This window comes from Tenacibaculum caenipelagi, assembly GCF_004363005.1.
Classification (GTDB): Bacteria; Bacteroidota; Bacteroidia; order Flavobacteriales; family Flavobacteriaceae; genus Polaribacter; species Polaribacter caenipelagi.
Genome location: NZ_SNYH01000007.1, coordinates 1 through 13911, shown reverse-complemented (window position 1 = coordinate 13911; position 13911 = coordinate 1). Strand labels below are relative to the sequence as shown.

The 13911-nt window shown below is 28.0% G+C and carries 12 protein-coding genes and 1 tRNA gene; 12 read left to right on the top strand and 1 reads right to left on the bottom strand.

The window, feature by feature from the left end; genetic code table 11:
• The first annotated feature begins 5 nt into the window (after positions 1 to 5).
• The 7 genes from DFQ07_RS14225 (at position 6) to DFQ07_RS14195 (ending at position 5865) form a co-directional block, all read left to right on the top strand.
• Positions 6 to 78, top strand: a tRNA-Met gene (locus tag DFQ07_RS14225).
• Positions 79 to 849: 771 nt separating this feature from the next.
• The gene (locus DFQ07_RS14220; protein ID WP_133537922.1) at positions 850 to 2247 is read left to right on the top strand and encodes a GspE/PulE family protein; all 1398 of its coding nucleotides are present in this window, start codon (positions 850 to 852) and stop codon (positions 2245 to 2247) included.
• A 1-nt stretch (position 2248) separates the two neighbouring features.
• Complete coding sequence (locus DFQ07_RS14215; protein WP_133537921.1) at positions 2249 to 2701, top strand: hypothetical protein; 453 nt, start codon at positions 2249 to 2251, stop codon at positions 2699 to 2701.
• Positions 2702 to 2703: 2 nt separating this feature from the next.
• The gene (locus tag DFQ07_RS14210) at positions 2704 to 3963 is read left to right on the top strand and encodes a hypothetical protein (protein ID WP_133537920.1); all 1260 of its coding nucleotides are present in this window, start codon (positions 2704 to 2706) and stop codon (positions 3961 to 3963) included.
• Entirely contained in the window at positions 3951 to 4292 is a 342-nt protein-coding gene (locus DFQ07_RS14205; RefSeq protein WP_133537919.1) for a hypothetical protein, read from the top strand. Before DFQ07_RS14210 ends, DFQ07_RS14205 begins: the two co-directional genes overlap by 13 nt.
• Entirely contained in the window at positions 4279 to 4731 is a 453-nt protein-coding gene (locus tag DFQ07_RS14200; RefSeq protein ID WP_133537918.1) for a type II secretion system protein, read from the top strand. The genes DFQ07_RS14205 and DFQ07_RS14200 overlap by 14 nt, the downstream gene beginning before the upstream one ends.
• Positions 4732 to 4734: 3 nt before the next feature.
• Positions 4735 to 5865 carry a type II secretion system F family protein gene (locus DFQ07_RS14195; protein ID WP_133537917.1) on the top strand — a complete coding sequence of 377 codons (1131 nt, stop codon included), beginning with the start codon at positions 4735 to 4737 and terminating at the stop codon, positions 5863 to 5865.
• A gap of 1 nt (position 5866) precedes the next feature.
• Here the strand turns inward: DFQ07_RS14195 and DFQ07_RS14190 are convergent, their stop codons facing one another.
• Positions 5867 to 6277: a type IV pilin protein gene (locus tag DFQ07_RS14190; RefSeq protein ID WP_133537916.1), complete on the bottom strand. Its 411-nt coding sequence runs from the start codon at positions 6275 to 6277 to the stop codon at positions 5867 to 5869.
• 77 nt (positions 6278 to 6354) lie between these two features.
• Here DFQ07_RS14190 and DFQ07_RS14185 point away from each other — a divergent pair, with 77 nt between their 5' ends.
• From DFQ07_RS14185 to DFQ07_RS14165, 5 genes are all read left to right on the top strand, one after another.
• Complete coding sequence (locus tag DFQ07_RS14185) at positions 6355 to 6714, top strand: hypothetical protein (RefSeq protein ID WP_133537915.1); 360 nt, start codon at positions 6355 to 6357, stop codon at positions 6712 to 6714.
• A 93-nt stretch (positions 6715 to 6807) separates the two neighbouring features.
• Complete coding sequence (locus DFQ07_RS14180) at positions 6808 to 8814, top strand: type II secretion system protein GspD (RefSeq protein ID WP_243743993.1); 2007 nt, start codon at positions 6808 to 6810, stop codon at positions 8812 to 8814.
• On the top strand, positions 8814 to 9995 hold the full coding sequence (locus DFQ07_RS14175; RefSeq protein ID WP_133537913.1) for a hypothetical protein: 1182 nt from the start codon (positions 8814 to 8816) through the stop codon (positions 9993 to 9995). Before DFQ07_RS14180 ends, DFQ07_RS14175 begins: the two co-directional genes overlap by 1 nt.
• Entirely contained in the window at positions 9985 to 10506 is a 522-nt protein-coding gene (locus DFQ07_RS14170; protein ID WP_133537912.1) for a hypothetical protein, read from the top strand. Before DFQ07_RS14175 ends, DFQ07_RS14170 begins: the two co-directional genes overlap by 11 nt.
• A 58-nt stretch (positions 10507 to 10564) precedes the next feature.
• A complete protein-coding gene (locus DFQ07_RS14165; protein ID WP_133537911.1) occupies positions 10565 to 13861 on the top strand; it encodes an RHS repeat domain-containing protein in 3297 nt (1098 codons plus the stop codon).
• Positions 13862 to 13911: the final 50 nt, after the last annotated feature.

Here is a 13911-nt window from a genome sequence, read left to right as displayed (position 1 = left end):
CAAATCGCGGGATAGAGCAGTAGGCAGCTCGTCGGGCTCATAACCCGAAGGTCGCAGGTTCGAGTCCTGCTCCCGCTACTAAGCAAAAAGCACCACTAGAAATAGCTGGTGCTTTTTTATACAACAGATTTTATACATCTACTTATAAGTAAAAAAGGGATAAACTGTTAAGTTTACCCCTTTTTTTGTTGAGATAATAAAATCTAAATTTTAGAGTCCTTGAAAGACATGTCTTATTTTCAGCTTTCTAATTAGATTGGTAATTCACTTACTTAAACAATTCTACCAAAAACCTTAAATAATTTTTTTAGAAAAATACACTGATATCTTTTTTGGTGATATATAATTCGAAAAATATTTTACTTTTGTCGTTAAAAAATTGATTTATATTTTCCTGGTATTATTATTAGTAATCTTTTATCAAGACTTCAAAGAAAGGCAAGTTTTTTTACTAGCTTTATTACTAAGTTTAAGTTTAGGAGGATATTTGCATTTTAAAAACTCATTGTTAGAGCTTTTTATGCACAACATTCTAACAAATTTCTTGCTTTTATCTATACTAATTCTATTAATTTATCTTTACTCTAAGTTTAAGCTAAATAAATCTTTTTTTGAATCATTTGGTTTGGGAGATTTATTGTTTTTTATAGCTCTAGGTGTTAGTTTTCCTACTATTTCTTTCTTAGTTATTTTCTCTTTATCTCTAATATTTACTTTTATACTATTTACTGTTTTAGAATCAAAAATGGCATATAAAACAGTTCCCTTAGCTGGTTTTCAAGCTTTGTTTTTATTCTTAATATTATTTATAAATTTGATTTTTGATATTGTAAATATTTATATGCTTTAATGAAAAAGAAAGACTTTGACTTACCAACTGATTTATTACAGCTTATTTCTTCTGAGTTAGCTTATGAGTATAGGGTTATACCTGTTGAAAACAAGAATGGGAATGTTGTTTTTGTAACGGATACTTATGATGTAGAAAGTTTAAAGAACGAACTTCGAATAATTTTAGGAAGAGATCTAGAGATAGAAAAAGAGTTGACTGTCAATATTGATAATTATCTTCAGACAAATTATAGAAAAAGAGAACGAAACATATCATTAGCATTGCAATATTCTGACGACTTTTTATTGAATATAATACATGAAGCTAAAGAAATAGGAAGTAGTGATATTCATTTTGAATCGTTTGAAAAACAAAAAAGAGTACGATTTAGAATAGATGGTAAATTAATAGAGAAATATGTTGTTACAATTTCAGAATACCCTAAAATAATCAATCGATTAAAAATTATGGCGGGTATGGATATTTCTGAAAAGAGGTTGCCACAAGATGGTCGTATTAATTTAGCCACAGAACAAGAAGATTTTGATATTAGAGTATCATCATTACCTACTTTACAAGGAGAAAAATTAGTGTTACGTATTTTATCAAAAAATAATGTTGATATTCAATTGAGCAAATTAGGATTTAGTGAGTTAGAGTTAAGTGCATACCAAAAAGCCGTAAAAAAGCCTAATGGTATTATTTTAATATCTGGTCCAACAGGCTCAGGGAAAACAACAACATTGTATGCAACACTTAAAGAGCTAAATAAAGAGGATACTAATATTTTAACAATTGAAGATCCTGTTGAATATACATTAGAAGGAGTAAATCAAGTTCAATTGAAGGAAGATATCGGATTAGATTTTGCAAGTACTCTGCGTACTTTTCTCAGACAGGATCCCGATATAATAATGGTAGGAGAAATCAGAGATGTTGCAACAGCTAATATGGCAATTAGAGCTGCATTAACAGGACATTTGGTACTTTCTACTATACATACTAATTCTGCTTGGGGTACGGTTTCAAGGTTGATAGATATGGGAGTGCCTTCATTTTTAATAGCTAGTACTCTAAACGTTAGTGTAGCACAACGGTTAGTTCGTAAGTTGTGTAATTCTTGTAAAAAAGAAGAACCAGTAACAAATTATACTGAGTTACAAAATGTGTTGAATAAGCATTTTATTGCTGTAGGATGTGAAAAATGTTATCACACTGGTTATAAGGGGAGAAAGGCGATATATGAAATTATACCTGCTAGTAAAGAGGTTGTTTCTGCAATAAAAAAAGAAGAGTTAGAAATAGATACATATTTGACTAAAAGTAAAATAAAAACATTAAAAGATAATGCACTTTCTTTAGTTAAAGAAGGAATAACTTCAGTGGATGAAGTATACTCAATATTGATTTCGTAAAATGAAAAAGGAACATAAAACATATATACTTGTTATAGTTGTAATTATTGTATGGGGAATAATAGGAGTACAAGTTTTTAAGCATTTCACTCCCAAAGAGGTAGAGCTTCCTGTAGCAAATAGGCAAATTGTTTTTAATCAAAACGAGTTTAGTAAAAGAGAGAACTATACAGTAAAAGAACACAATAGAGATCCTTTTTTAGGAAAGTCATTAGATGCTCCTAAGAAACAGACAAAAAGAAAAAAAGTAGATGAGCCAATAAATTTTCCTTCAATAATTTATAATGGGATGATACAAAGTGGAAAAAATCAATCTTACATTATATCGATTAATGGAAATCAAAATATCCAAAAAATAGGACAAACGATTAACAGTGTTAAATTACTTTCAGGAAGCAAAAAAGAAATTAAGGTAAGCTACAAAGGAAATAGTAAAAAAGTTACTCTTAATTAATAATGTTATATAAATTAACAAAAATAAAAGCTGGAGCTTTACAGTATGTATTGGTGGTATCTGTTATTATAGCTGTTATAATGTTTGCTTTTATGTTACTTATTAATTTACAGAGACAAATTTCAACCAAACATACTTTTTATAAACAAGCTATTTATAGTGTTAATTATGGATTTGATTATTTATCAAATAGTTATGTAGAGTACAATAAAAAATTGTCAAGAGAGTTTTCAGATAACCCAAAAGAAGAAACTACAGTACTGAGAAAAAAATGGGGGCTTTTTGACTTAGGAATGGTTAAATCAAAAGTGGGCAAAGAGTTTTTTCAAAAGACAGGACTTCTAGGGTGGAAACAAAAAGATAGAAAAGCGTTATATCTCCAAGATAATAATAATCCTCTGGTTTTGGTGGGTAAATCGATAATAATAGGGGATGTGAGTTTACCAGAACAGGGAGTAAAAACAGGAAACATTGGAGGGATTTCATTTTATGGAGATAATTTAGTCATAGGTAAAAAATATATTAGCATAAGTAAATTACCAAGTATTGAAAATGTAGAGATATTAAATGAGGTAATGAATCAATCATATTTAAATGATTCTATCCAAAGATTTGAATTGGAAAATAATTTAAATATGATGCAATCATTTAATAAACAAACTTTGCTAAATGATTCAGGTTTTGGAATTTTTTTACGTAATATAACTTTAAAAGGAAATATTATTATTAGATCTGAGAAAAAGATAATAGTTGAAGCATCAGCAAAGCTCAACGATGTTATACTTATTGCTCCTGAAATAGAATTAAAAGAGAATGTTTATGGTAATTTCCAAGTTTTTGCAACTAAGTCAATTATCCTAGGGAAAAATTGTAAGATTGAGTATCCTTCAGCTTTAGTTTTGATAGATGATAAGGAGGATAAAAAAAACGGAAACAAAATAGAAATAGGAGAAGGGAGTGTTTTTAAAGGGATTCTTTTATATAAAGATCAAAGTAAGCAAGGAAAAAGGAGTTACATACCTCAAATAATAGTAAAAGACAAAGCTTTACTAGTTGGAGAAACGTATAGTGAAGGTAATGTAGAATTGTTAGGGAGTATAAATGGAACTGTTATAGCAAAAGGTTTTATAGCTAATCAGTTTGGAAATACTTACTTAAATCATATTTACAATGGTAGGATTAATGAGAGAGAATTATATAGTGAATATGTGGGGCTAAAAATAAATTCAGATTATCAAAAAGTAGTAAAGTGGTTATATTAAAAAAAATAAAAGCATCATCTCTTAATGAAGTTATTGTAGCTACTATAGTTATTGTTGTTGTTTTTGGTATAGCTATAGCTTCACTCAGTAATATCATGCAAAATATAGTTAATAGAAAAGAGAAGCCCTTACAGAATAAATTAAACGAAGTAATATATCAATATCATCATAATATTATAAAAATACCATATAGAGTTAAAGAAGAAGGTTTTTTAATTTATGTCTTAAACGAAAAAAATAATGATTTTAATGAGATAAAGTTTGAGGTTACCTTTGAAAAAACCGGTAAAATGATAACTAGAAAAGTTATTAGTTATGAAAAAGATTAAGGCTTTTACTTTGACAGAACTTCTAGTAGTTATGGTTGTGTCTACTATAGTAATATCTTTAGCCTTTTTGATGTTAACGATGGTTCGGAAACAGCTTAATGTCATAAAAAAAGGTATAGACAAGAAACAAATAATAGAACATTTAGATAGAGTGTTCTGGAAAGATTTTAATGAATGTAAAAAGGTGTCATTAAAAAATAAAAAATTATTCTTTGAAAAAGATATGGACACTGTAGTATATAATTTTGAGGAAAAGATAATTGTTAGAGAGAAAGATAGTTTTTCTATTCAAATTAATCATAAAAGTTTTTATTTAGATGGCTTGAAAGTTAATAACGGTTTTATTGATGCTTTGAAGTTAGTATTTGATGACACTTATGCTAATAATACATTGTTTGTGTATAAAAGAAAAGATGTTTCATTTTATCTTAATGAATAAAAGATGGGGTTTCAAATAGAAAATATTAAGAAAAGAGAAGTAAGGGATAAGTCTTTTGATTTAGATGAATTGTTAAAAAAAGAGATAAGCTTATTTGGAAGTACATTTTCTAATAAAAAGAAAGAAAGTTTTTATAGCGAGCTTTATGTGCTTTTACAAGCAGGTTTGGAGTTAAAAGATGCATTAGAACTGATTTCAAAAGAACAAAAGAAAGAAGCAGACCGGAAATTAATTGAGTCGGTAGTAGAAAAATTAATTTTAGGGAAAAATTTTTCAGAAGCATTAGAGGAACTTAGGTTCTTCACGACTTATGAGTGTGTGTCTATTCAAATAGGAGAGAAAACAGGTACACTAAATAAAGTTATTGAAGAGCTTGGTAATTATTATAAAAAAAGAAATGAACAGAAAAGAATGGTGTTGAATGCACTTTCTTACCCTATTATAATTCTTACTACCGCTTTTCTAGCGGTATTCTTTATGTTACAATTTGTGGTACCAATGTTTGCCGATATATTTAAACAGAATAATGTAGAACTTCCTTGGATTACAGTTAAAATTATTAATATTTCAACTTTTTTTAAAAGTTATTATTGGGTGCTTTTTTTAACGATAATTTTTGTTTTGGTACTAAAGAAGTTATTTAAAAAGAAATTATGGTATAAGCAAATAAAATCTGAAATGGTGCTGAGGTTTCCTTTTGTAGGAGAATTTGTGAAAAAAGTAAAAATAGCTCAATTTACGCAAGCGATAACATTGCTTTTAGGGGCAAAAGTACCTTTGCTAAATGGAATTCAACTTACACAAAAGATGATAGATTTTTATCCTTTACAGCAAGCGTTAATAGGTGTAGAAAATGATATTTTAATAGGTAAAACATTATCAGAAAGTATTAAAAAGCATACAATTTTTGATTCCAAAATGGTTTCTTTAGTAAAAGTAGCAGAAGAAACGAATCAAAATCAAGTTATTTTTGAACGTTTAACAACGCAGTATAATAAAGATATAGAGTACAAGTCAAAAATGTTGAGTACTGCTTTAGAGCCTTTAATTATTTTAATATTGGGGGTAATAGTTGCTACAATACTAATAGCAATGTATATACCAATGTTTAAATTAAGTACAGTTATAGGTTAATTTAATCTTTCACAATTTCCTTTAAATTTTTATCTTGGTCTACTTCCCAAATATTAAAAGTTCCATCACCATCAAAATCACTGATGGCTGTGGCTCTTGCTTTAAATGAGTTATTGCTAGCTTCAATTATTTCATAACTATAATAAGCTGTACCACCTTGGTTAATATTTTTAGGAATAATAAAATCTACTTCATTAAAATCATTTGAATACTTAGAATGTAGATAGAAATAGCTTTTTTGTAATCCGTACAAATGATTTAATTGAACTTTAGCTTCAATACTTTTAGCTTTTGAAATTTGTGGCATTAAAGAAGGTAAGGCTATAAGAATAAGAATTCCAATAATAACTAGTACAACCAAAAGTTCTTGTAAGTTATAGGCATCAACTTTTTTTGATAATTTCAATTTCATATTATTTTTATATTTTTTGTCAAAAGTATTAAAAATGAAATATTTTTTTACATTTGCCGCACAAAATTGCGAAATATATGGAAAAGATAAAGTTAATACTTCTTTTAGTGTTAATTATAGCAAGCTCAAGCTGCGAAGCTATTTTTGTTGAGAATATTTCAGATAAAAAAATTGTAGTTATTTCTCCTTCTGAAGGAACCGAATTAAATAATTCTGAAGTGACTTTTTCATGGAATGAAGTTAGCGATGTTGATGTATATCATTTAAAAATTATAACACCAAACTTTAATAATGCTACTAAAATAGTATTAGATACAATTGTTACAGAGACACTAATTACCAAAAATCTAGATTCTGGGAGTTATGAGTGGAGTGTTCGAGGAGAGAACTCAGGGTACGAAACGCAAGAAACCATCAGTTCTTTTATTATAAATTAATTGCTATACATTTTGAAGAATATATTCATACTACTATTTTTTTTATTTAATTCTATTGTTTTTTCACAGCAAAATGATAGTAGAATAGAAAAATTGAAAATAACATTAGATAGCTTACAAACTAAAATAATAGGTCTTAACAAGAAAGTCGATTTTAGTGTTAATGATATTGAATTACCTATTTTTATTAGGTCTGTGGCTAATACCCATAAAGTAAATATAAGTATTGACCCAAGTTTAAATAACTACACTTTATCCCATAATTTTTCAGATGCAACGGTAAGTAATATTTTATTGTACTTATGCAAAGAATATTCTCTAACAATTGAACCTTTGGGGAATATTTTGTCAATAAAGAAATATGCTCCAAAACTTGTGTTTGAAAAAAGAAATATCCCTGTAAAGTATGATTCAGTTACAGACAAGTTTTCTATAGAGCTGATTAATGATACATTATCAGTTGCATTTAAGAAAATAACAGACGTAACAGGTAAGAACTTAGTATATTCTGTAGGATTGGGAAATAAATTGATATCAGGATATATACAAAGTAAACCTTTTGAAAGTACTTTAGATAAAATAGCTTTTTCAAATAATTTATCAGTAACAAAAACTAAAGATGATTATTATTTGTTTGAAGATGGCTCAGTAGTTGCTTCTAACTCAGTAAGTCATAAATCGAAACAAAGGCCAAGAAGATATCGAAACTCAAATTTCTTTTACCAAATAAATGATACAGTAAAAAAAAGTTTAGATGTTGATTTTGAAAATATTAATATAGCATCAATAATAAAAGATATTGGATATAATTTAAAAATAGGAATTTTTACAAATACTTCACTGTCAGATATAGGAACAGCATCAGTTAAAGCAAAAAATATTACTTATGATAAGTTATTATTTGAACTATTAGAGGATACTCCTTATGCATTTAGAAAAGATAAAAACTTGTACTTTATAGGCAAGAGAGAACAAGCTTCTTTAAGAAGAGTGGTTACAGTTCCATTGATGTATAGGTCTATAGAAATTATGACTACTTCAATGCGTCGTAGAAATCAGTTTAGTGACAATTCTACAATGAATAATCAAAATTTTAATAGTAATAACAGTTATAACCAAAATTATACTGCTACTAATAATAATTTTAATACACAGCGAACAAGCATAAATACTCAAAATTACAATTCATTTGGTAATTACAATAATAAGGCAGAGGCATTGGTAAATATTTTACCGAAAGAGATTACAAATGACTTAGAAGTAAAAACAGACATTGAAAGAAATAGTTTTATTGTCAGTGGAGATGCACAAAAAATAGAGAAATTCAAAGCTTTTATTAGTGAAATTGATAAACCCGTACCTGTTATTTTGATAGAGGTCATGATTATAGAAGTTAACAAGTCAGCAACAGTAGATACAGGTGTTGAATTTGGCATAGGTAAGAAACCTACACAAGATATAGGTCAGATATTTTCTTCTACAGATGTTACTTTAGGAGCGACTACAATAAATAAAATTATAGGAGGATTTAATGGGTTTGGTTCGTTAAATGTGGGTAAAGTGGTGCCTAATTTTTATGCTAAGATTAGTGCTATGGAAGCTAATGGGAATATTAAAATTCGTTCCACTCCTAAATTGTCAACATTAAACGGACATCAAGCATTACTATCTAATGGAGAGCGTTCATATTATGCAATAATAAGAAGAGATATAATTGGTTCTCAGAATCCTCAAACAACAGAAATCAAAAATTACGTACCTATTGATGCAGATTTGTCAATAGCCATTAAACCTATGGTGGCAGGAGATAATCAAATTACAATGAGTATTAACGTTGTACAATCAAGTTTTAATGGAAAGAGAATTGATAAAGAAGCTCCTCCAGGAATGAATTCCAGAGAATTTACATCTATAATTAGAGTAAAAGATCAAGACGTGGTGATATTAGGAGGGTTGGAAGAGAAATTGAAAAATGATTCGGGATCTGGAGTACCACTTTTATCTAGAATACCTGTAATAAAATGGTTGTTTAGTAAAAGAAAACGTATAGACTCTAAAAAGAAATTATCTGTTTTAATAAAACCAACAATTATTAGATAATGTTTAAAGATTGGTTTTTATATAGTAGTAGGTTTTGTGCAGTAGAACATGCGATTGATATTAATGGTAGTGAACGTTTTAATTGTTTATTACTAAGAAAAAAAAGAAATGAACTTTTTATAGAAAAAGAAGAGTCTTTTCTGTCTAATGAAGAGCTTATAAGTTTTTTAAAATCAAATAAACAACAGCACATAGTCTTAACTATTAATAATCAACAAGTATTATCAAAAAAAATAAAAGAGGAAGGAAATCAAAATGTAGTTCAAAGTGCGTATCCTAATTTAAAACTAAAAGATTTTTACTATCAGAGTGAAAGAAGTAATCACTATGTTTTTATAGCACTTGCTAGAAGATTATATGTAGATGAAATATTGGAATTATATCATTCTAAAGGTATTTCAGTATTAGATTTTTCATTAGGAAACTTAGCTATTTATGGAATTACTAGTTTATTTAAAACTTCTAAAATTTATACGTCGAATGCAGAAATAATAATTGAATCTGAAAGGATAATTGATATTGAATTAAAGCATTTTGATAAAAAAGAAGAGTATAAGGTGAATGGTTTAGTATTAAATAATTCGAGCCTTTTATCACTCGGAACAGTTATTAATTGTTATCTAAAAAGTAATTTTTATCAAGGTGAAGAGAGAGTAAGTACTTACAAGGGTAGAATAATTTTTAAGAAGGGTTATAAAGTAATTTTAGTGGTTTGTTTTCTCATATTGCTAATTAATTTTTTGGTTTTTAATACATATTACAAAAAAGTAGAGCAATTGAATAACCATATAGATTTATATAACAATACAAGAACAGAATTGAATTTACTAAGAAGTAAAGTAAGCGAGAAAGAGAATGTATTAAGTCAAATAAAAAGTTATGTTTCAAGTAACTTGTCAAGGTATGTAGACGAAATTGTTACTATAGTACCTTCATCTATTTTATTATCAGAGTTAAACTATCAACCTTTTTCAAGTTCAATTAAGGAAGGAAAAGAAATTAAAAATGAATTAAGCCAAATAAAGATTAGTGGTAGTTTTAAGAATAATTCAGATCTCAGTGGTTGGATAGATAAGTTGGAGAGGTTAAATTGGATTAAAGCAATTGAAAAGTTATCGATAGTGAATACAGTAAGAGGATCTAAGTTTTATTTTTCAATAAAGATAGAGGATGGATTATAAAAAGAAGAATATAATACTTCTAGTTGTTGCTATAATTTTATTATGGTTTATTTATGTTTTTAGTGTTTCTAAAACACTAAATTATAAGAAAGAGTATACTAAATTATGTAAAGAAAAAGAACAGGTTAACAATAGTACTATAGAAGCCTTACAATTAAGAAAAAAATCAAGCTTTTTAGATTCGATATTAAAAAAAGAGAACATTTCAATAACGAATTCGTTTCAACAAGTTTTCCTGAAAAAAATAAATGAGTTTAAAAAAAAGGGTAGAATTGAATTAATAGAGTTTGATAACCCTGTTGCAATTAAAGATAATAAAGTAAATGCTCAATTATATACAATCATTGTAAAAGGAAACTTTAATGAATTATTGTCTTTTTTAAATTATATAGAAAAACAAGGTTTGGGAGAAGTAAAAAATTTTAAATTTTTAAAAAAGAAAAATTATAGAACAAATAAAGAGTATCTACAATTAAAAATTTATTTAAAAAAAGTAGTAACTGGTATTTAGGTTATAATCAAGTTATATAAAGAAAACAAATTGCTAATTTAATCAAACACATTTTTTAATGAAAAAAACTATGTTAAGCATTTTTACAATGCTATTTTGTGTATGGGGGTATACACAAGAATTACCCAAAGTAGTTCCATTAAGTCCTAATGCAGCATCAATTGCAAAATATGGAGAAGTTCCTGTAGGGCATTTTACAGGAACGCCTAATATTGAAATTCCTTTATATACTATAAGCTCAGGAGATCTAAGTTTACCTCTTTCATTAAGTTATCATGCAGGGGGTAATAGAGTAGAAGATGTAGCTTCATGGGTTGGATTAGGTTGGTCTTTAGGAACTATTCCTTCTATTTCTAGAAGTGTTAGAGGACTTCCAGATGATCATGCAGGAGGTTTTTTTTCAGGAGCACCATTATCAACAATTTATAGTACAAATGTTGAATGTAATACTAATCAATGTCAAGAATTATTACGAGATTTGAATCAAGGGGATAGAGATTCTGAGCCCGATATCTTTTATTATAACATAAAAGGGGAATCAGGTACTTTTTTTTATAACCAAGAAACTAAAGAGTTTGTAACCTATCCAGTTTCTAATACTAAAATTATTAGAGACAATACTTCAGGGCATCTTACATTTAAAATTTTTTCACAAGAAGGAATTGTATATGAGTTTGGCCCGTTAGGAAGAGAAGACTCAGCCGAAGTTGGTTATGAATTTGGAACTGGAGTTGTAGATCCAATTGACAATGTTTGGAATGTAACAAAGATAACTTCATCAAAAACTAATGAAAGTATTATTTTCAATTATGAAATAGAAAAACAATTAAGAAAATTTGTTACTTCTAAAACAAAATATGTATCGAGAAGTGGAGGTGGAATAAATGTCAATTTTTTAACAGACAAACCATTGAGCTTATCTAATGCTATAACTGCTCAAAGATTAAACAGTATAGAGTTTAGTAATGGTAAAGTTGAGTTTGTGAAAAGTTCGTCTACCAGATTAGACCTAAACTTAGGGTATAGTCTAAAAGAAGTTATTATAAAGGATAAAAATAATAGACAAGTAAAGAAATTTGATTTTGAGTATAGTTATAAGGTAGGTTCTGGAACTAATTTAGGAGATGACTTCTCTAAACATTGGTTAATATTAAACAGTTTAAATGAATGGTCTAATGACGGAAAATCAAAACTAACACACTTATTTAGCTATGATATGGATAATTTTCCTGCAGATAGAACTAGTTTTGCTCAAGATTTTTGGGGGTATCATAATGGGCAGAGTTCAAATCAAGATTTGATACCTTCTTTGTTTTTAAATAATAACACAGTCGAAGGACATTATATTCCTGGAGCAAATAGAAATATTGCTACTCAATATTCACAGTTTGGAATTTTGAAGAAAATAGTTTATCCAACAGGAGGATATACAGAATTCGATTATGAAAATAATCAGGCTAGTGATGAAAATCTTCCTTTAGATTATGTTAAAGACTATCAATCATTAGCAGGTGAGGAATATTTTGAAGCAGAATCTACTATCCCAATAACAAGTAGTTTTACTAAAACTTTTACAATAAATAACCCTCCAGATTTAACGCTCAATAATGAAAATCCAAAAGGAGGAGCAATAGTTAGTTTTTCTATTGGAAATTATGGTTGTGATTTAAGTGGAGGGGCAAACCCCTGTGCATTGTTTACTGTTACAGCGTCAACAGGTGAAAAATATTATATTCAAGCAGAAGGTTCTTCATTTTATTTACCTAATGGTACATATAGTATGAGCGCAAGTTTTAATCAATCATCTGCTCAATATGAAAATTTTCACTTTATAGCTGAATGGAGGAAGATAAACACTAATCATAAATATATTGGCGGTTTAAGAATAAAAGAAATTAGAAGTTATTCAAACGCTAATTCGGAACCTATTGTAAAAAAATATAAGTATACAAAAGATTATAATTCAACTGAAACATCAGGAGTTTTATTTAGCTCACCAATTTTTAATTTTTATGATTTTGTTACTATTTATAATGAAGTAAATTTAGGAGATAAAATACTACTTGTTGAAGCAGATTATATAAGAATAAGATCCAATAATGGTGTGCAACAGGTAAGTGATTCAGGTTCTTTAGTAGGGTATGCTACCGTGATAGAAGAAACTTTAACTCCTGAAAAATCAGGTATAACTGTTTATGATTTTACACATACTAAAGATAACTATTTTTATACCTCTTTTCCTTATTTACCTGCCGAATCAAATAAAATTAACCGAGGTCAAATAAAGGAAATTAAATATTATAAAAAAGAACAAGACATTTTAAAGCTAATCAAATCTGTTGAAAACAAGTATACAGGAGTTTCAGTTAATCCGAATATTGTATTTGCTTTGAAAACAGGAAAAAATGTTCTCTTCCCATCAGGTTTTGCTTCAAAGTGGACTATTTTACAAGCAGATTATAATACACCTAATAAAATAATAAGTTATGAAGTAAGCACAGGGTGGAGTGGTTTGTATCAAACAATAGAAAAAGATTATTTTGATAACAATAATATTATAACCAACACAACAACATACTCATATGAGAACCCTAATCATTTACTTAAAACAAGTGTAATAAAAACTGATAGTAAAGGGATTAAAATAACAGAAAAGATTAAATACCCAGAAGATATTACTAATCCTTCAGTAGCAGTCACAGAATTAATTAATCAAAACCGAGTAACAGAACCTATCAATGTAGAAACTACAAAAGAGGTTGGATCAAGCATAACAAAATTAGCTAAACAAAACACTATTTATAAAGATTTTGAAGGGATATATTTACCTGAGAAGATACAGACATTAAAAGGAGCTCCAAGCACAACCAATGTGTTAGAAGACCGAGTTGTATATCACAGTTATGATGCTAAAGGAAACCCTACAGAGGTAAGTAAAGCAGATGGAACTCATATTGTTTATATCTGGGGATATAATCAAACTCAACCTATAGCTAAGATAGAGAATGCTACTTTGTCTGATATACCAAACACCTATATTGATCCAATAAAAAATGCATCAAATTTAGATGATGATAGAACTATAGATACCCGAGATATAAATGGTAATGTAATTAATTATGCTGGAAATGAAGGACAATTGCGTTTTTATTTAAATAAGTTACACCAGCTGACAGCGTTAAACGATTCGCAAATAACTTTTTACACCTACGATCCCTTAATAGGAGTTACAAGTATCACCGATCCAAGAGGACAAACGGTGTATTACGAATATGATGATTTTAACCGATTAGAATTTATAAAAGATGCCGACGGGAATCTTTTAAAAGAAAACAAATACAATTATAAGAATTAATTAGCTATGAAAAGTTTACAATTGAATTATTTGTTAGGAGTGGTATTTAT